The sequence below is a fragment of the Tessaracoccus sp. MC1865 genome (assembly GCF_017815535.1).
In the GTDB taxonomy this organism is placed as follows: domain Bacteria; phylum Actinomycetota; class Actinomycetes; order Propionibacteriales; family Propionibacteriaceae; genus Arachnia.
Genome location: NZ_CP072596.1, coordinates 248,231 through 267,311, shown reverse-complemented (window position 1 = coordinate 267,311; position 19,081 = coordinate 248,231). Strand labels below are relative to the sequence as shown.

Annotated in this window: 17 protein-coding genes; 5 read left to right on the top strand and 12 right to left on the bottom strand. The window is 66.6% G+C overall.

Going from position 1 to position 19,081, the window contains the following annotated elements:
• Nucleotides 1-67 precede the first annotated feature (67 nt).
• Genes J7D54_RS01150 through J7D54_RS01120 form a run of 7 tightly spaced genes read right to left on the bottom strand, consistent with a single transcriptional unit; the run spans nucleotide 68 to nucleotide 7,303 of the window.
• Nucleotides 68-400, bottom strand: a complete 333-nt coding sequence (locus J7D54_RS01150; protein ID WP_182762872.1) for a DUF202 domain-containing protein — start codon at nucleotides 398-400, stop codon at nucleotides 68-70.
• The gene (locus tag J7D54_RS01145) at nucleotides 397-759 is read right to left on the bottom strand and encodes a YidH family protein (protein ID WP_182762874.1); all 363 of its coding nucleotides are present in this window, start codon (nucleotides 757-759) and stop codon (nucleotides 397-399) included. Before J7D54_RS01145 ends, J7D54_RS01150 begins: the two co-directional genes overlap by 4 nt.
• Nucleotides 756-1,832 (bottom strand): glycosyltransferase, encoded by a 1,077-nt coding sequence (locus tag J7D54_RS01140; protein ID WP_209455178.1) that lies wholly within the window; start codon nucleotides 1,830-1,832, stop codon nucleotides 756-758. Before J7D54_RS01140 ends, J7D54_RS01145 begins: the two co-directional genes overlap by 4 nt.
• 8 nt (nucleotides 1,833-1,840) lie before the next feature.
• Nucleotides 1,841-2,713 (bottom strand): ABC transporter ATP-binding protein, encoded by an 873-nt coding sequence (locus tag J7D54_RS01135; RefSeq protein WP_245244065.1) that lies wholly within the window; start codon nucleotides 2,711-2,713, stop codon nucleotides 1,841-1,843.
• Nucleotides 2,691-3,566 carry an ABC transporter permease gene (locus tag J7D54_RS01130; RefSeq protein WP_245244063.1) on the bottom strand — a complete coding sequence of 292 codons (876 nt, stop codon included), beginning with the start codon at nucleotides 3,564-3,566 and terminating at the stop codon, nucleotides 2,691-2,693. The genes J7D54_RS01135 and J7D54_RS01130 overlap by 23 nt, the downstream gene beginning before the upstream one ends.
• Nucleotides 3,567-4,742, bottom strand: coding sequence for a glycosyltransferase (locus J7D54_RS01125; RefSeq protein WP_182762876.1), 1,176 nt, complete (start codon nucleotides 4,740-4,742; stop codon nucleotides 3,567-3,569). It lies immediately after the preceding gene.
• Entirely contained in the window at nucleotides 4,742-7,303 is a 2,562-nt protein-coding gene (locus J7D54_RS01120) for a glycosyltransferase (RefSeq protein WP_182762878.1), read from the bottom strand. Before J7D54_RS01120 ends, J7D54_RS01125 begins: the two co-directional genes overlap by 1 nt.
• Before the next feature lie 184 nt (nucleotides 7,304-7,487).
• On the opposite strand from J7D54_RS01120, the gene argG reads away from it, so the two are divergent.
• The 4 genes from argG (at nucleotide 7,488) to J7D54_RS01100 (ending at nucleotide 11,734) form a co-directional block, all read left to right on the top strand.
• Nucleotides 7,488-8,909, top strand: a complete 1,422-nt coding sequence (argG, locus tag J7D54_RS01115; protein WP_182762879.1) for an argininosuccinate synthase — start codon at nucleotides 7,488-7,490, stop codon at nucleotides 8,907-8,909.
• Nucleotides 8,910-8,973: 64 nt separating this feature from the next.
• On the top strand, nucleotides 8,974-9,351 hold the full coding sequence (locus tag J7D54_RS01110; protein WP_182762881.1) for a hypothetical protein: 378 nt from the start codon (nucleotides 8,974-8,976) through the stop codon (nucleotides 9,349-9,351).
• A 338-nt stretch (nucleotides 9,352-9,689) separates the two neighbouring features.
• Nucleotides 9,690-10,523: a glycosyltransferase gene (locus J7D54_RS01105; RefSeq protein ID WP_182762883.1), complete on the top strand. Its 834-nt coding sequence runs from the start codon at nucleotides 9,690-9,692 to the stop codon at nucleotides 10,521-10,523.
• The gene (locus J7D54_RS01100) at nucleotides 10,520-11,734 is read left to right on the top strand and encodes a hypothetical protein (RefSeq protein ID WP_182762885.1); all 1,215 of its coding nucleotides are present in this window, start codon (nucleotides 10,520-10,522) and stop codon (nucleotides 11,732-11,734) included. The genes J7D54_RS01105 and J7D54_RS01100 overlap by 4 nt, the downstream gene beginning before the upstream one ends.
• Before the next feature lie 13 nt (nucleotides 11,735-11,747).
• Here the strand turns inward: J7D54_RS01100 and J7D54_RS01095 are convergent, their stop codons facing one another.
• From J7D54_RS01095 to J7D54_RS01085, 3 genes are read right to left on the bottom strand one after another with little or no spacing between them, the layout of a single operon-like run.
• Nucleotides 11,748-12,713, bottom strand: a complete 966-nt coding sequence (locus tag J7D54_RS01095; protein WP_182762887.1) for a glycosyltransferase — start codon at nucleotides 12,711-12,713, stop codon at nucleotides 11,748-11,750.
• Nucleotides 12,710-15,211 carry a glycosyltransferase gene (locus tag J7D54_RS01090; RefSeq protein ID WP_182762889.1) on the bottom strand — a complete coding sequence of 834 codons (2,502 nt, stop codon included), beginning with the start codon at nucleotides 15,209-15,211 and terminating at the stop codon, nucleotides 12,710-12,712. Before J7D54_RS01090 ends, J7D54_RS01095 begins: the two co-directional genes overlap by 4 nt.
• 39 nt (nucleotides 15,212-15,250) lie before the next feature.
• Nucleotides 15,251-15,847 carry a hypothetical protein gene (locus tag J7D54_RS01085; RefSeq protein ID WP_182762891.1) on the bottom strand — a complete coding sequence of 199 codons (597 nt, stop codon included), beginning with the start codon at nucleotides 15,845-15,847 and terminating at the stop codon, nucleotides 15,251-15,253.
• 239 nt (nucleotides 15,848-16,086) lie between these two features.
• On the opposite strand from J7D54_RS01085, the gene J7D54_RS01080 reads away from it, so the two are divergent.
• Nucleotides 16,087-16,629, top strand: coding sequence for a WhiB family transcriptional regulator (locus J7D54_RS01080; RefSeq protein WP_182762893.1), 543 nt, complete (start codon nucleotides 16,087-16,089; stop codon nucleotides 16,627-16,629).
• A 68-nt stretch (nucleotides 16,630-16,697) separates the two neighbouring features.
• On the opposite strand, the gene J7D54_RS01075 is transcribed toward J7D54_RS01080, so the two are convergent.
• Entirely contained in the window at nucleotides 16,698-17,528 is an 831-nt protein-coding gene (locus J7D54_RS01075) for an HAD family hydrolase (RefSeq protein WP_245244061.1), read from the bottom strand.
• 125 nt (nucleotides 17,529-17,653) lie between these two features.
• Entirely contained in the window at nucleotides 17,654-18,931 is a 1,278-nt protein-coding gene (gene serS / locus J7D54_RS01070; RefSeq protein ID WP_182762895.1) for a serine--tRNA ligase, read from the bottom strand.
• Nucleotides 18,932-19,081 lie beyond the last annotated feature (150 nt).

Here is a 19,081-nt window from a genome sequence, read left to right as displayed (position 1 = left end):
GCATACAGAATGCGCGTCCGGGCCGGACATCGGGCCGCGCCCAGTGGGCCGCGGCCCCGGCGCGCCACTAGCGGGCCGCCGGGCCGACGAGGGTCAACGCGAGCACGATGAGACCCCCAGTGGCGACGGCGAGGGCCAGCGCGGCCGGCAGGACCCCGTCGGGCAGCTTCACCACGCCGGAGGTGAGCGACCGGTGGGTGTACCGGTACCGCCGACGCGAGGCCGCCCCGAGCGCCAGTGCGGTGAGGATGCCGGCCCCGCCCAACAGCCACGCCCATACGCCCACCGTCTGGGCCGCGATGCGGGCGTAGACCAGGGCGCCGAGGCCGAGGGCCAGGGACGTCCGCTGCCACGCCAAGCCGGTGCGTTCCGGCTGGAGACCGGGGTCGTAGACGCTCATGCCAGGAGGAGGCCGGCCAGGATCAGGACACCCACCAGCGCGACGATGATGGCCACAGGCAGGGCGAAGAACGCCGTCGGCAACGGCTGCGCACTGCGGAGGGCCTTCTCGTAGCGCGCCCAGCTCCACCAGGCCATCGGTGCGCCGGCCGTGCCGGCGACGAGCAGCACGATGGAGGCCGCCATGCGGAAGCCGCTGTGGATATCCGGCCCCAGCACCTCCAGCGCGATGCCAGCCGCCAGAAGGGCGAGGGAGGTGCGGATCCAGGCGAGGAAGGTGCGTTCGTTGGCCAGCGTGAACCGCGCGTCCGGCTCCTGGCCGGTGTCGTAGACGAACCTGGGGAAACGTGGCCGGGTCATGGCGTCAGTATGCCCGCGAGCTTGCCGATGCGGACCGCCGCCTCGTCGTACGGGCTGGGCCGCTGGCGGAGTTCCTCGCCCGCGGCGCGGGCGTTCGCGACGAGCGCCGCCCGGTGGTCGGCCTCGGCGGCGAACCTGCGGAGGGCCGCGACGGCGGCGGGCACGCCGTCGACGATCACTCCGGCGCCGGTCCCCTCCACCAGTTCCCGCACGCGGGGCAGCGGCGTGGCGACCGTGGGCATGCCCATGGCGAGGTACTCGTACACTTTCGACGGCATGGCGTCGCGGAAGGCCGGGGTGTCGGCGAGGAGGCACAGGCCGACGTCGGCGCCGGCGGCGATGCGCCAGGATTCCGCAGGGGGTTGCCGGTCGTGCCAGGTGACGGTGCGCGCATCCCGGCGGGTGAGCCGCTCGTCGAGCCAGGCGCGGTCCGCCGCGGCGACGGGGCCGACGAGGTCGAGGTGCCAGGGCGTCGGGTCGTCGACGGTGGCCGCGACCGCCTCGACCATGTCGCGGAGGCCCCTGGTGGTGCGGTTGTCGCCGATGTAGACCGCCCTGCGGTAGCCCCGGGCGCTGTCACCGGGAGCCGACGGCATCGGGGGCAGCAACGTCACGTCGGGCACGTTGCGCATCACGAAACGGCGGGGAGCGTGGCGCGGCGGCACGTGGTCGTCGGCCACCAGCACCAGGTCTGCGCGGGTGATGATCCGGTTGAGGAGGGACACGGCGCCGCGCAGCACGGCGAGCAGCGGCTTGGGTACCCAGGCCCTGTCGCGCAGCAGCTCGCGATAATCCTCGTGCACGTCGGCCACCCAGGCACGTCGCAGCACCCGCGACGACACCCAGGCTGAGAGCGCGGTGTCGGGGTCGATGGTGACCAGCACGTCGCAGCGGGCCTGCCAGGGCCACAGCAGAGCGCGGAGGCCGCGCTGCACCTTCCCCGTTGGCCGGGCGCCTGCCCCTGTGGAGGACAGCCCGCGCACGCGCACCCGGCAGCCGGCGCGTTGCAGCGCTGCCACGGTGCGGTGCAGGCGGGCGTCGGCGACGTCGTGCCCCGTCGTGACGATCGCCACTCTGGGGGTCAGAAGTCCTCCATGACGATGGAGTCGTCGCCGACCTTCAGGAAGTCCAGATAGGCCTGGCACACTTCCTTCGGGTCGCCCCGGCGGATGAGCTTGCCCTTGTGCAGCCAGACCACCTCGTCAGAGAGTTCCTGGATGGTGCCCAGCGCGTGCGACACCAGCAGCATCGTGCCGGCGTGGTCCATGAGCTCGGACATCTTCTTGTTGGCGCGGTCCTTGAACTTCGCGTCGCCGGCCGAGAGCGCCTCGTCGATGATCAGGATGTCCGGGTCCATGTGCACGGCGACGGAGAACGCCAACCGGGAGAACATGCCCGAGGAGTAGGTGCGCATCGGCATGTCGATGAAGTCGCCCAGGTCGGCGAAGTCCGCGATTTCGTCGAAGCGCTCCGTGACCTGTTGGCGCGTCAGTCCCGCCGCCAGGCCGCCGAGCACGACGTTCTCGCGGCCGGTCAGGGCCGAGTTGAAGCCGACGCCGAGCGCGAGCAGCGTGGAGACCTTGCCGTCGATCTCGATGCGGCCCTGCGACGGCGGCAGGATGCCCGCCACGGCACGCATGAGGGTGGACTTGCCCGCGCCGTTGGCGCCGATGACGCCGGTGCACTGGCCCTTCGGCACGTTGAACGTCACGCCCCGCAGGGCGCGGACCTCGCGGAAGTTGACCTGCTGGCCACGCAGCCGCTTCACCATGGCGTTCTTGAGCGTGTTCTTGCGCTCCATGAACACCTTGTAGGTGATGTGCAGGTCGTCGATGACGATGGCGGCGCCGTCGTCGGACGTGGGGGGCGCGACGGAGGAATGGACCTCCGGCTCGGGTGCACCGGGCTGGCGCTCCAGGTACTGGGATTCGTCAGAGGCGGACAGCGAAATCACGCTCCCTCGAGATGAAGTACAGGATGCCGCCGATGCTGAGGGCCAGCGCCCAGGCGACGGCCGTGGCCACGTAGTACCACGGCGGGTTGTGGCCGTGCAGCGCGTCGCTCCACATGCCGAGGATGCCGAACACCGGGTTGAACAGGATCCACTCGCCCGTGCGCTTCCCGATGGGGTTGGTGAGGAACTGCTCGCCCGTGTACAGCACTGGCGAGGCGTACAGCCAGATGCGGATGATGTACGGCAGGAAGTTCGCGGTGTCGCGGAAGTAGACGTGCCAGGTGGCCACGATAGAGCCGAGCCCCATGCCGATGAGCGCTGCGAGCAACACCACGAGGGGGACCCACAGCAGGGTCCAGGCGATGGGTTTGCCGAAGACGACGTGGATCACGGCGTAGACGATCATCGTCGGCACGAACCGGCGCAGCGCCAGGTAGGTGTTGGCGAAGATCAGCAGCTGCTTCGGGAAGTTCATGTTGAGGATGAGCGAGCCGGCGTTGGTCACCGAGGTGGCGCAGGCCTGCACGATCCCGGAGATGAGGAAGAAGAGGAAGAGGCCGCCGGCGATCTGCGGGAAGTCGGCCCGCGGGACGCCGTTGGCGTCCAACTGGCTGCCGCCGCCGATGATCATCACCAGGAGGAAGTAGACAGCCGCGAGAAGGAGCGGGTTGAGCACCAGCCAGGCCTGGCCGAGGAACGTGTTGGTGTTCCCGGCCCGGATGTTGGTGTCACTCATCTCCTTCGCGAAATCGAGGCGGTGCCACAATTCCGTGAAGTACACCCGGAGGTTGGGGATGCCCGCTTTGTGCGGTGTATAGACGCGCCGTGTGGACGTCTCAGCAGTGTTGGCCACTTAACCTTCTCCCCGGTGATCCGCGTGCGCGGATGCCAGCTTCTCGTAGACGGCCCGCAGGCGGGCGGCGTCGGCATCCCAGCACAAGGCGGGACGTGCCGCCTCGACATTACACACGTAGCGCGGGAAATCAGCAACGGCCTCCCTGATAGCGCGCGCCAGGTCGTCGGGGTCGCCTGGTGTGTAGAGGGTGCCGAGGTCGTGCTCGCGCACCACCTTGGCCAGCTCACCGATGTCGGTGGCCACCACCGGCAACCCGAGGCTGACGGCGTGGAACAGCTTGTTCGGCAGCGCCAGGCGGTGGTTGACCCACTTGTCGGAGTGCGTCACCAGGGACAGGCCGGCGGCCGACATCAGCGCCGAAGCCTCCTCGAGCGGGAGCGCCCCCAGTACCGTGACCCGACCCGGATCGAAGGACGTGAGCCAGGTCTGATCCGCCGGGCCGCACATGGTGATGGGCAGATCGACGAGCTTGCTGGCCGCCGCGATGGTCTCGAGTTCGCGGTAGGCGGCGATCCGGCCCGCGTACACGAGGCCGGTGGGCGTCTCCGGGACGGCGGGGTGGCCGTCGCGCAACGGGAAGGTGTTGCGCACCACCGTGACGTCCTGCCAGCCGTGGACACCCTGCAGCGCATCGGCGACACCGTCGCCGACGGTGATGATGGCGGAGGCGCGGGAGCCGCACTCGCCCTCGACGCGCTTCTCGCGGGCGTCGGCCAGGGGGGTGGGCCGGAACTCGCGCGGGAGGCCCGACCACAGTTCGTGCGAGTCGTAGACGAGGGGCACCTTTCGCTCGCGGGCGAGTTGGTCGCCGGCGGCGAGTGCCGTGAAGTCGTGGGCGTGCACCACGTCGAAGTCGCGCTGCTGTGCATCCTTGACCGCACCTGCAGCCCACCGGCCGAAGGACGAACGGCGGTGCTCCGGCAGCAGCAGCCACCGGGCGAAGCGCAGGTGGGGAGGCAGTTTCTTCCCCGCCAGCGACGGCTGGCCCTCCCCGCGGAACACCGACGACGTGCCCACCGACGACACCGTGATGCCCGGCCCCGGCACGAAGTCGTCAGGGACGGAGCGGCCGATGATGTGCACGGTGTGCCCGGCGTCGACGAGGGTGCGGGCTTCCCGCAGCACCCGGGTGTCCGTGGCCACCGAGGTGGCCACCAGCATGAGGATCTTCATCAACGGGCCGGCTCGCCCAGTCCCATGAACTCTGCGAGCACGTGGGCGCTGTGCCGCCCGTCGTGCCACCGCTTGGCGTACTCGCGGCCCCGGCTGCCGAGCACCGCGGCCCTGGCCGGGTCCGCCGCAACGTCGAGCAGCACGCTGCGTAGCGTCTGCGACGTGGCTTCGACGATGGGGACGTCGTCCTTGATGCGCTGCCGCACACGGTCTGCCACGTGGCCGATGACCACCCGGCTCCCGGACATGGCCTCGACGGCGGTGATGCCGTAGTCGCCGAGCCGGATCTGGTCGATGACGATGTCGGCGGTGAGCATCTGCTCGCGCATCTCGTCGCGGCTCAGTTCATTGAGGCCCCGGTAGACGATGAGGCCTTCGGTTTCGAGTTCGCGGCACACCGCGTCGACGTCCTCAGAGCCCTTGATGGAGCGGCGTGAAGGCACGTGGAACACGATGGGGAGACCGCCGTGGGCCAGGGGCGACATGGAGGTCCGCCATTCGTCGGTGTCGACGACGACGGGCAGCCAGGTGGCCTGCGGCAGGTAGTCGAGGAGGTCGTTGGTGGTGACGAAGACGGGGCCGTCGAAGCTCAGCACGTGCGGCGTGAGGTCCTCCACCTGACGCTGCAGGATGGCCGTCAGTTCCTCGGTAGGGTCCTTGAACGGCGAATCCGGCTCGAGGGAGGCGTGGATGCGCGGGTTGCGGATGTCGGAGCCGTGGAAGACGAGGCCTTGGCGGATGCCCTTGCGCGCGAACCACCCCACCTCGTCGTAGAAGTGCGCGCCGAACTTGGCGCCGATGACCGAGCGGCCCGATTCCGTGAGGACGTGGCTGACGCGGTCTTCGAGCTTGGCTTGGAGTTGCTTCTGCCAGGCGGGTGAGACCCACTGGCCGTAGGTGACCGTCTCGTCGACGGGGAACGTCAGCGACTGCTCGCGGTGCCGCCACACCGATTCGGCGATGGCCTGCGGGTACTCACGCATGAGCGCCTTGGCCCAGAGCTGGGGCAGGCCGCCGGTGTTGGCGCAGCCGATCCGGATCCACGGCCTGGGCTCGAACAGCTTCGAATCAGCGAGGGTGGCACGCTGCCGGAGCATGTCGCTGCGGATGGCCGCCAGGTTGTCGTGCAGCTTGGTGGGCTCGAGGCCCGGCAGGAGCTTAGGGTCCGTGATCTGCTTGGCCACGTCGACGATCACGTGCTCGAAATGCTCGAAGGTGTGCTCCGCCACGAGTTCGTCGGTGAGCTTGGCCCGGTATTGGTCCAGGTTCCCGAGCAGCTTCTTCGCCGCCTCGGCCAGCGAGGGCGGGTTGGAGTGCAGGAACACCTCGCCGATCCCCAGCGTGGTGACACGTTCCGAGAGCCAGTCCATGTTGGAGGTCAGGATGGGCAGGCGTGCCTGGACGGATTCGAAGTACTTGTTCGGCGCTGCCCAGTTGTGGTTGCCCACGGGCAGGAACGGCATGACGGCGGCCGTGGCGGAGGCCAGGTATTCGGCCACCTCGTGGGTGGGGGCGAAGGGCACGAAGTGCACCCGGTCGCGCACGCCGTGGGTGGTGGCGATCGCCTCGAGTTCGTCGGTGTAGGAGCTTTCGCGTCGGGCGCCGATCGCCAGGTGCACGCCTGGCAGGTCCTTCAGCGCCACGACGGCGTCGTGGACACCGCGGTGGTAGCTGAGCCCGCCCGCGTAGACGAGCAGCGGCGCCTCGTCGTCGATCTTGAGGAAGTCGCGGATGGTGAGCGTGCGGCCGGTCTCCGGCAGGTTTCCGATGGGCGCGTTGGGCACCAGCGGGGGCACCTCGCTCAGGGAGTACTGCTTGGCCAGGAAGTCCGCGATAGGCTGGCAGACGGTGACCGTGGCGTCCACCTTGGGCATCGCCTCGGTCTCGAGCGCGGGGAAGCCCAAGGTGACGTTCTGGTCGTCGCTGGCCAGGCCGTAGACGTACTCGCGGGCGTCGTAGAGGAGCCCCATCTGCCTGCCCTTGGCACGCTGGATGTCCGCCACCTCGGCGCCCATGGGCAGCAGGTGGACGTCGGTCACGATGAGGTCAGGCTCCAGCCCGGCGATCACGTCGCGCAGGGCGTCCGTCATCACCGGCACGTGCGGTAGCGCGGAGCGCCAGTCGAACGGCGCGTCGGGGTCGGGCTTGGGCGCAGTGACCTTCTGGGCCGTCTTGTTGACCAGCCCCTGCGCCGGGCGCAGCACGCGCTTGTTGGCCTGCTTGACCACGGCTCCGGCTGTCTCCTCGACGCGGGCGATGGCCTTAGCCACCTTCTGCGGAGGACGGCGGTGCAACACGAGGTGGAACGCCTTGCGGACGATCCGGTAGAGGATCGACGGCGGCTTTGGCCCCGCGGCGGGCGCCGGCCCACCGCTCTTCGACCTGGCCTGGCAGAGGATGTACGGGATGCCCGCAATCACCCCCTCGTTGGGGATGCCGGTGCCGAAGCCGACCATGGTGACGCGGTAACCCGCAGCAACGAGCGCCAACGCATTGCGCTGCGCGCGTGCGTCGATCTCGATGTTGTTGGGTAGCGCGATCACAGCATGGGGTCGCTGCATGCCTGGCCTCCAGCCTGCCGACAGTACTAGGCGAGCATCCTACCTTCTGCCGCGGCGCACACCGCTTCGGCGCACAGCGGTCATCAGTGGTGCGCATGGTGGCAGATTCCGCGACGGGGATCCGGCATGCCCGCAAGGTCGGACAGCGTATAGAGAGCGTGATCCCTGCGGCTACAGTGGCGCCGTGACTAAAGTACTCACCTCCCTGCCCGTAGGCGAGCGCGTCGGTATCGCGTTCTCCGGTGGCCTCGACACCTCTGTCGCCGTCGCGTGGATGCGCGAGGCGGGCGCCGTGCCCTGCACCTACACGGCAGACATCGGCCAGTACGACGAGCCGGACATCGACTCCGTTCCCGGGCGCGCGGTGGAGTACGGCGCCGAGATCTCGCGGCTGATCGACTGCAAGCCGCAGCTCGTCGACGAGGGCCTGTCCGCCCTGGCCTGTGGCGCGTTCCACATCCGTTCGGCCGGCAAGGCGTACTTCAACACCACGCCCATCGGGCGCGCCGTCACCGGCACGCTCCTGGTGCGCGCCATGGCCGAGGACAACGTCTTCATCTGGGGCGACGGCTCCACCTACAAGGGCAACGACATCGAGCGGTTCTACCGCTACGGCCTCATGGCCAACCCGCAACTGCGCATCTACAAGCCGTGGCTCGATGAAGAGTTCGTGCGGCAGCTGGGCGGGCGCGCGGAGATGAGCGCCTGGCTCACGGAACGTGACCTCCCGTACCGCGACTCCAAGGAGAAGGCCTACTCCACCGACGCCAACATCTGGGGCGCCACGCATGAGGCCAAGACCCTGGAGGACCTCAACGTCTCGCTCGAGACCGTTGAGCCGATCATGGGCGTGAAGTACTGGGACCCGTCGGTCGACATCGACACCGAGGACGTCACGGTCCGCTTCGAGCTCGGCCGCCCCGTCGCCATCAACGGCGTCCGCTTCGACGACTCGGTCTCGCTGGTCATGGAGGCCAACGCCATCGGCGGCCGCCACGGACTCGGCATGAGCGACCAGATCGAGAACCGCATCATCGAGGCCAAGTCGCGCGGCATCTACGAGGCGCCGGGCATGGCGCTCCTCTGGATCGCCTACGAGCGTCTCCTCTCGGCCATCCACAACGAGGACACCCTCGCGAACTACCAGGCGCAGGGCCTCAAGCTCGGCCGCCTGCTGTACGAAGGCCGCTGGCTGGACCCGCAGTCGCTGATGCTGCGCGAATCCATCCAGCGTTGGGTCGCCTCCGCCGTGACAGGCGAGGTGGACCTGCGCCTGCGCCGCGGCGACGACTACACCATCCTCGACACCCGCGGCCCGCACCTCAGCTACCAGCCCCACAAGCTCTCGATGGAGCGCGTGGAGGACGCCGCGTTCGGCCCCACGGACCGCATCGGCCAGCTCACCATGCGCAACCTCGACATCGCGGATTCCCGCGAGAAGCTCGAGCTGTACGCCCAGCAGGGCACCCTGTTGGCCGGGCACGCGGCGCTCATCGGGCAGTTGGAGCGCGGCGGAGCCGCGGCCATCGCTGAGCTGGGCGCGACCGGGCCCTCGGATGTCGACGAGGCCGTGGAGCGCTCCTCGATGGATTCCGGCACCGACTGATCACCCCTCGGGGTGCCCGCGATGAAGTGCAAGGAGACGCATCATTCCTGCTAAAATGCGGGCTGTGATGCTTGATACCAGCGAGCTAGCTCAGCGCGCGGAAGACAATGACCGGCTGCGCCGGGAAGTCGTGCGCGAGTTGGAAGCAACTCGAGGCGAGCTGTCAGCCCTCGTTCAGGAATTGAATCGCGCGCAAAGCGATGCCCTTACCCTTGCAGGCAAGTTGGCTGACCGCGACGTAGTGCTCCAACAACTGGTAGACACTCACGCGGCGGAGAAGTCGGAGCTTAATACGACGATCAACGAACTCAAGCGTCAGCTTGAGAACCAGCAGACTGCCAAGCGCCCGTTGTCGACCCCGGCAAGGCCTGCGCGGAGTCTGGCGGTCCGCGCCAAATCGTTCGCGAAGCGGCATTTCACGGGTTCATCCCCCAGCAACTAATGGCAGAGACTGTCCACTGGGAGCACGCACTCCCCCACGAAGTCGATTTCGCAATTATCACCCACGCGTACCCGAGGACGTGGAAGCACGGCGGCGAATTCGTTCGTTCCCGAGTCCACGCATACGTCGCCGCAGGGCTCCGCGGAGTCGTCATTGACGTGTCCGGATCGGCCGGGTCCGTCACGGTGAGCGCAGACTCCGCTACGCCCATTTTTGTCACTCATATAGCCGGTGTGCCTGACGCTCTGGAAGTGTTGTCCCATCGCGGCATCCCAGTCCTGGCGCACTCACCGAGCCCAGCGCTCACTGGGCTCCTGCGTGAATTTGTCCCCGGGAATATGCTCAGCGTCTGGTACCACGGCTACGAAGTGCGCGACTACCGACGCCTGCGGGACAATTTCTCGACGGATGAGTTGGCGCTTCGCGGAGACGCGCTCGATGAGCTGAACCGCACCCGCTTCGACGCGGCGAAACCGATCTTCGAGGACCCCCAGATTGCGGTGGTGTTCGTATCCGATGTCCAACGCCGCAATTCCGAGTTAGATGTCGGCGCGCAAGCGCTCAATGTCCACATCATCCCTAACCACATCAACACTGACCTCTTCCGTCCACGCGTCCGACGCCCCAATGAGGCGAGAAGTCTTCTATTGATGCGAAGTTTCGCGTCTGCCAACTACGGCAATGACATAGCCATCGAGTCGCTACGGATCCTGTCCCCAGAGAAATGGTTCAATTCGCTCAACATCACCATCCGTGGGTTCGGGGCACTGTTCCACCGAACAGTTGAGCCACTCCGACCATTTTCGAACGTCACGATCGAAGAAAAGTACTCCAGCCCGATTGAGATGGCCGTCAAACACTACGATCACGGCGTCTTCTTGTGTCCGACCCGCTACGACACGCAGGGTGTCATGCTCGGTGAGGCGATGGCGAGTGGCATGGTGACAGTGACACATCCCGTCGCTGCTATTCCCGAATTCACAGATGAGCACTCCAGCTTGCTACCTACCCCTGGAGATCCTGTGTCCTTTGCCGAGGCAATAAGATACATCGTTGACAATCCCTTAATCATGCCTGTCCTGTCGGAGCGCGCCGCGGAGCGGGTTGCCGCGCAGTGCGGCAAGGACGCAACCATCGGACGAGAGATCGCATTGATCAGGGGGCTCGGATGACGCTTTTTTCTCCAGTCGTCATCACTGAGGATGAAAACGCAGCCGAGGCCGCTCTGGCACGCGGATGGCACGTTGTGCGACGCTACCCAGGCAGCGACAAAGTCATCACCATCAACGGCAACCCTGTGCTCTGTGGCATTCCGGCCCCAGAGCTGAGGATTGCGGACTGCGCTCTCGATGATCAGTTCACGCCAGTGTGGAACTACGTCCTCAACTGGATCGCGGGCCATGTCCTCCGCCCCTTGCTCGTCGTTGAACCGAACGACTACTTGACCGACCTCGCATTATGGTCAGCTTCGTCACGCGGCTGGCCGGTGGGCGCGCTTGTGACTGGGAGTCCTGAACTCACCCCGCAAGCGGTCGCGCTGCTCTCGGCCGCCGACGGGCTGTTCGTCCCCGACGGCGTCAGGATTGAAGCATTCGAGCAGGAGTGGTCAGTGCCTTACTCCCTCCTGGAGCACGCCCCGATGGTGTCAGTTGCCCCCCGGCGCCCCCTCCCCCCGCGCAAGCGGGTGGTGGACGCGACGAAGGTGCTCCTGGTGGCGCATGACGCCGGCGCCGGCTCCACATTGGCCGCTCAACGAGCTGGGTTGTTGTTTGACTATCTGGAGGCCACAGGAGGAGATGTGAGTGTCGATGTCGCATCGGCGATGACGTGGCCGGACGCGCCTGCGCGAATGCATCGTGTGCTGGACCTCGACGCGGCCAACTGGGCTCCTGGACGTGGCCCTACGAGCGGCACCGCGAACCACTTGTTCGACAAAGGAAACTCCCGTCCGTACCCGGTGACCCGCATGGTGGGAGGAACGTGGAACCGGGCGTTGGAACGCTATTTCGACACACGGGCGAACGATCACTATGACGTAGTGGTCATCACAGGCCACCCGGCTTACTTCGACTTCGCTTCCTTCGCGAGACGGCGGTGGTACGCGCGGACCGTTCTCGACTATCCCGCTCCCTTTGCCGCCAGTCATGTTGAGTGGCCCGAGGACGTGCGCGCCGACGTCCACAACCTGGAACATGGCTTCAATTTGAATGTCGACGCCATCATGGTGCCGGACCAGGCTGGAGCGGGGCTGGTCGTTCGGAGCAACCCCGCCTCGGACATCGTCGTTGTGCCGACGCCAGGAGGCGGTTCTACGACGGCTGCAGCCGATTTCCGCGCATTGATCCGACGCCTCGGGGACCACAGCTTCAGTCCGCCGTATTGAGCCGGCGGGTCACCTAGATGCGTCGGGACGCCTGCACTGCCCGGTCGCTGAGAGACTTGAGAACTCGCGCCAGCTTGTTCAACGCTCGGTAGCGGAGCCCGCGTGGCGGCACAGTCGACGGGTCATCGAGCTGGGGCGCGACCTCCGACGGAGCAGCAGGTGTCTCGGGGCTCGTTACCGATGAGGGGTCCTTCTCGATGGTGACGTTATCCTCGCGCCTAGAGGCGGACTCGGCGACAGGCGCCTCCCCCTGGATCGACCCCAGGCGAGCCGCAACCATCGCGCGCACGACCTCATTTGACCGGCGCCTCAGTTCCCGGTCCCGCTCGCTCATGGCGGAGTTGGAGAGGTTCCCGTCGTGCCGACGGTAGAGCCAGGTGGGTTCCTCGATGATGGAGAAACGCGCTTCGTCCAACATCAGTTTGGTCCACATTGGCGGCAACATGTGCGCCTCCAGTGAGAGGTCAAACTCAAAATCGCGAATGAGATCGTGCCTGACGAAGGAACCATCGTTGAGGGCCGTCCGCCCCTGGGTGATATCAGCCAATCCGGTCGGCTTGAGAACCACGGAGTTGGTGACCTGCAGATTCGCATCGACAATATGGAACGAGTTCGACACCACATCGATAGCCTGATCCTCAAGACGCTGGAAGGCGGTCGGAAGGTGCCGGATCAGAGCAATGTCGTCATCACCGAACAAGGACTGGAACTCGGTATCCACACGTGCGGTACCCAGCTTGATTGCGGCACCGGGGTCGTTCCTGCCATCGTGCTCAGGAACGCGCACGTAGTCGGCTCCTAGGTAGTTCGCGACGTGACGCGTCTCGTCATCCTCGGAGGCGTCATCCACCACCAGGATTCTCACTTGGCGCTTGGTGCCTCGCATCGCCTCGGCCGCCGAAGCCTGTAGTGCGCGCACGGTCGCGCCGAGAAAGCGCGCTCTATGCCGCGTGGGGATAATCAAGGTGACACTGGTCATTTTCGGACTCCCAAGAACTGTGCAAGAACGTCAGCCGCAGCCTGGCCATCGTGCCAGCGACGCGCATAGGTGTGGCTCCGGCTGCGGAGATCGGACAGGTACGTGGCATCGCCAACCACTCGTGCCAGGGCTTCTCGGAGTGAGGCGATGTCTGCCACTTCAACAATCGGGATTTCATCGTCGATCCTCGACCGGGCGGATGAGCCGACCTGACCAATCACGGCGCAGCTGCTGGCCATCGCTAAGACGGCATTCGCGCCGTATCCGCCCACGCCGATGTTGTCGACCACGACATCAGCTTCCTGAACGAGTTGGCGCACCGGTGCCGAACCACGATCAAGGACACGTAGACCCCGGTCAGCAGCCAACTCCTGGAGAACCTGATCGATCTCACTGCTGTACCCGGATGTCTCGGAAGGCAGGTGAACCACCGTCGGCGCACCCGTGCCCGCTCCCGGGACAGCGAAAGAGTCAGCCGACACAACACGCGGAAGCCACCGCGCGTTGGGCAGGAAATCCAACAGGTCCAGCGATGCCGTGAACTGATCCAGTCCCAACCACTCGGCTACGGCGATCGTCTCAAAAGCCCGCTTCTCCAGGGAGGCACCGGCTTCCAACTTCGCGAGGCGCGATGACGGGTACAGCGACGCGTGCCTGGATGGAAGGCGTAGTTCTGCGCCGTGGAACACCTGACCGATAAGGACCCCGGCCTCTTCGAGGGTTTCGACAGCCTGACACACCGGCAGCGGTAGGTACGTGTACTCCACAGGGGTCCACCCAGCCTCCAGAAGGACGTGGGTGTAATCGCTGGACAACTGATGGATCACGTCCCGCATGTGGCCAGCATCCGTCCGGCGCCCATGTGGAAGGACCGCGCCTGTGCCGGTGTGATCAGCATTGGGATCTGATGTCGAGAAGCTGGCCGCCTTGACACCGTCCAATCGGGCGGTCGCCTGCGCCCAGAGCACTCCCTGCCCGTCCGTGTTGACGGGCATGATGGCGAGCCTGACGGACCCATCTGGACTTTCCCCGAGCGGCTGGATCTGCGCATCAGGCGTTGTTTCCACCTCCACAGCGGCGTCCCGACCCGCATCGCTTCGCGGAGGATTCTTCAACGTGGCCGCCAGTCGGTCGTAGACGGCGAGCAGCGGGTCCACCTGGCTGGACCAGGTGAATCGTGCCTGTAGTCCAGGGGTGATGGCGCTTCGATACCGCTGAGGGTCGGCCAGAATACGGCCGACTGCCGCCGCCATATCATCAGCGCTGTCGGCTTCAAATACCTCACCGACTCCAGTTTGCCGAACGAATTCGCCCAGCACGCGCTGGTCGGAAACCGCCTGCGGAACCCCTGCAGCCAGGTACTCGTAGGTCTTGCTCGGGAGCGAGTCCTGAACGTTTTCGGTGTGCCTGAGAGGGACGAGCCCGACTGTTGCTTCCGAGAGGAATTCAACTAGGCATTCCGGGCGGACGTAGCGCGTCACATGGAAGCGGTCGAGTACCCCCAGCGAGGTGGCGCGCTCTTCAAGCGCCTCAATCACGTTGCTTGTGGGGTGCGAGACGATGAGAACCATATGCGCCGCGGGTAAGGATGGCAGGATATCCACTGTGTGCGTCAGCCAGCGCGAGTGCCCAACGGACCCCGAGTAGACGAGCAGGGGAGTGGTCTGATCCAGGCCAAGCCGGTCACGCAAGCCTTTGCCCCGCAATGGTCGTCCCGGGACCCCGGGGGCGTTCACGACCACGAGCGGTCGCTCCGGCAGCTTGTGATCTGATTGCATTCGGGTTGCCAAGTCGTCGGAGACGCTGACGACTGCGTCGGCGATTGCAATGTGCTTGCGCTCAATGCGCTGAGCAGCAGCCAACCTGGCTTCACCGATCTCAAGCAGACCAGGGACGTATTCATGCGCATCATAGACAACGCGCACGGCACGCCCACGCCGGTTGAGTTCACGCCTGGCGGCTGCTGCCGCGGGCAGCGTCCGGTAGTCATGAACATGGATGATGTCCGGCTCGAACTCAATCAACGGACCGACGATACCGCGGTTGAGACCCGCCACTGATGGGTCGAGATGCTCCCAGATCTGAAGCCTCCGAGCCCAGGCGTCGCTGCGCTCTGCCAGCTCATAAAGGCGCTGCCACTCGCGCGGTCCGTATCCCGCGAACTTGTTGATCCTCCACCGCAGCGCCACAGCGAAGCGCTCGACGACACCCGCGACACCTGTCTTGCGTGGCCTGAGTCGGTATGCCCGGACATCGCCGGGATCCATTGCTACAGTGCGCAGGGCCCAGCGCAGTCCAGAACTCTGTCGTCTACCAGCAGGCATCGCAGGGAAGAGGCGCACATCGACGCCCTCGACGAGGGGGTCCACCGAGCCATATCCGAGGACGACTACGTCAAAGCCGGCTTCCCGGGCACTGCGTGCGCTCTTGATCACGCGAGAGTCCCCAACGACCCCGTTGTCGACCGTCATTACCACTCGAACCTGATTGCGATCCACGATTCCCCTTCGCCCGAATCTGGACTATACAAGAACATGTCACCTGCAGCGCTGGCGCAGACGCCAGCCGGAGGCTGCGGATCTCTGACCAGGATCGACGGCTCTCAACGGTGAGAAGAGCAGCGCTCGCTGAGCGCAGCCTCGCCCACCGGCGGTCAGCAGGATGCCGGCGAGCGCCGCCCCGGACACGAGCAGACCGATGAGGCCCAGCGGGTTGTAGCTGGGGGTGAAGAACACCGACTGCGATCCCACAGCCAGCAGGACCGTCGGCGTCAGCAGCGCTCCCCACGCCAGACTGCTCCCCCGGGAAAGCGCGAAGGCCCGCCGGACCACGGCGGCGAAGAACCCCACGCCCACCAGCAGGAGCAGCAGCACCGTCCACCGGCGAACGAGCACCAGGTCCTGGCCCGCTAGACTCCACAGCGGATGGAAGAAGAACGCGAACTGCGTGCTGGCCCAGGGCCAGTCCCACGGGGAGGTCATCCAATTGAGGTGCATGCCCTCGTCGGTGAGGTCGAGGCCACGTCCTGTCATCCACCAGACCCTGGAGAGGATGGCGAGATCCGCCAGGATCAGGCCCATTACCGCCACCCGGCGCCAAAGTGGACCGGGGCGGATGGCAGACTCTGTGGACACGGGCACATCCCACTGAGTACTCACTCGGCCTTCACCGCCCCACCCGGCGCCTCTCCCCCGCGTCGTCCAGCCTCGAGGATGCGGCCGATACCCATCCCTGAGCCCAGATACTCAGAGCAGCCTAGGTCCGGTACCCAGAGAAGTCGGGTAGATCTCCCCATGCCGTGAGCACCCACGGCCCGCGTTTTCACGACAGTCTTGAACCAGCACTCCACAAGGGGATCTACGGAAGGGCTGACATGACTGAACCGACGACCGCCTGCGTCGCCTACTCGAATGTGTTCCTGCACCCGCTCCTCGACGACGGCACTGCCCCGACGTCGCGCGGCGAGCGCCGTGAGCAGCAGATGCTCCGTTCGCAGGCCGAAAAGATGTGTGCCGGCTGCCCGCTCATGGCCCAGTGCCTGACGGACGCCGTCGTGAAGTTCGACGTCTCCGGCTTCGTCGCCGGCACCACGCGTCGCCAGCGCCAGGAGATCCGCGCCCGGCTGGGCATCATGGTCACTCCTGAAGACTTCGACACCTTCGCGGGCGTCAACTCCGGCCGGCAGTTCGACCGGTACGAGATCCACCGCATGCGTGCCGCCAACCCGGATCAACCGCTGAGCGTCATCGCGGCCAAGGTCGGCTGCTCCGTCTCCACCGTGAAGCGGCACCTCCGCCGCATCGAGGCGGAAGGCGGCGTCGCCCGCCCCGTCCAGAAGAAGACTCCGACGCCGGCCCAGGTCGTGGCCGTCGCCAACGACGTCAAGCGCGGTACCCGCCGGGTCGCCGCTGCCTGAGCACCCCCGCAAGCTGAAAGGGCCACCCTCTCCCCCAAGGGTGGCCCTTTCTCTCTGCTCACGCGGTGTCAGGCAGCGCCTTCGGCCTCCAATGCGGGGAACCACAGGTTCAGTTCCTCGACGACGCCGAGGTCGGCGAAGCTGCCAGTGACCGCGTCTGCGGCGGCCAGCACCTCGTCGGGGGCGTCGCCCATGGCCACGCCACGGCCCGCCCACTCGAGCATCTCGATGTCGTTTCGGCCGTCGCCGATGGCCAGCACGTCCTTCTGGTCGATCCCGAGTTCCCGGCACACCATCGCCAGGCCGAACGCCTTGTCGATGCCCTTCGGGGCGATGTCCAGCCAGGCGGACCAGCCCACGAAGTAGGCCACCTCCTGGAGCCCGAGCCGCCCCACCAATTCGCTGAACGCCTCTTCGGTGGTGTCCGGGTCCCGCACGATGACGCGGGACACCTCCTCCTTGGCCAGGTCCTCCACGGGGACGACCTCGACGTCGCCGAGCAACTCCCCGGGTGGGAACTCCTGGCTCACCCGCCAGTGGAGCCCGTCCTGGACGGCGATGCGGGCATGGGGTGCGATCTCGCTGACCTGACGGATGACGTCGGTGGGGTCGAAGCGCGTCTCGTGCCGGATCTCGAGCTCGGGATAGGTGACCACCATCGCGCCGTTGGCCGACACGTGCCAGCCCTCCGGCAGCCCGATCTCATCGGCGATGGGTTGCGTGGCCAGCCACGACCGACCCGTGGAAAGAACGACGGTGACCCCCGCGTCGAGGGCCCTGCGCACCGCAGCGCGCACCTCGGGCGGCATGACGCCGAACGCATCGACGAGCGTGCCGTCGATGTCCAGCGCAACAAGTTGTGGTGTGAATTCCATGGCGTTGCCTCTCTTCCCTGCCATCAGGGACGCCTGGTTGCTTGATCTGTTACCAGCCCAAGCATGCCACCGTTGTGTCAACCAACGGTAGAGAGCAGGCAAACGACGCGCTTCATCCGCTTGTGAACCGCGCATCCAGCCCATGATCCTCAGGAAGCAGGCGGGGTGATCAGGTCGCGGCCACCGAGGTACGGGCGCAGCGCCTCCGGCACATGGATGGAGCCGTCGGCCTGCTGGTGATTCTCGAGCAGCATGATGATGATGCGGGTCATGGCGCAGAGGGTGCCGTTGAGGGTGGCGACGGGGCGCACGCCGTCCTCGAACCGGCCACGGATGCCGAGCCGGCGGGCCTGGAACTCCGTGCAGTTGGAGGTGGAGGTGACCTCGCGGTACCGCTTCTGGGTGGGCAGCCAGGCGTAGCAGTCGAACTTCCTGGCCGCGCTCAGGCCGAGGTCTCCCGAGGCGACATCGAGCACCTGGAACGGCACCTCGAGGGCGTTGAGGAAATCCTTCTCGTAGCCGAGAAGCTTCTGGTGCCATTCCTCCGCATCAGCCGGGTCGCAGTGGACGAACATCTCGACCTTGTCGAACCAGTGCACGCGGAAGATGCCGCGGGTGTCCTTGCCGTGCGAGCCGGCCTCGCGACGGAAGCACGGGGAGTAGGCGACGTAGCGGCGCGGCAGCGTGCCCGCGTCGAGGATCTCGTCGGAGTGGTAGGCGGCGAGCGCCACCTCGGAGGTGCCCACGAGGTACAGGTCGTCTGCGGGCAGGTGGTAGACGTCCTGGGCGGCCTGGCCCAGGAAGCCGGTGCCCTCCATCGCCGACGGGCGCACCAGCGCGGGCGGGATCATCGGCGTGAAGCCCCACTCTGCGGCCTTGCTCATCGCCAGGTTCAGCAGCGCGATCTCGAGCTGGGCGCCGAAGCCCGTCAGCACGTAGAAACGCGACCCTGAGATCTTGGTGCCGCGCTCCATGTCGATGGCGCCGTGCATTTCGCCGAGCTCCAGGTGGTCGCGGGCCTCGAAGCCTTCAGCCGCGAAGTCGCGCGGGGTGCCGACGGTCTCGATGATCACGCCCTCGTCCTCGCCGCCCTCGGGCACGCCGTCGATCACGAGGTTGCCCACCTGCTTCATCAGCTCGTCGAAGCGGTTGCCCGCCTCGTCGGCGTCGGCCTGGGCGCGCTTGACGTCTGCCGCCAGCTGCTGGGTGCGCGCGATCAGCGCCGCCTTCTCCTCGCCCTTGGCCTTGGCGACGTCCTTGCCGATGGACTTCTGCTCAGCCCGCAGCGTCTCGAACGACGCGATCGAGGAGCGCCGGGACTCGTCTGCCGCGATGAGGTCGTCGACGAGCTCGACCGAGGCGCCGCGCAGGGCCTGGGAGCGTCGGACGCGATCGGGATCGACGCGAAGCCACTTGGGATCAATCATGCGCCCAACTCTAGCGAGCACCGGCCTCCCCCCGGGACGCGGGCGGTGTGCCCAACTCGGGTTCCTCTCCCAGCCCAGTAAGGCAGGGGCGTGACACTTCCCCCCGGGGATAGGGTGAACGTGGTCAGTTTCGTGGCCCCCATAGGAGAG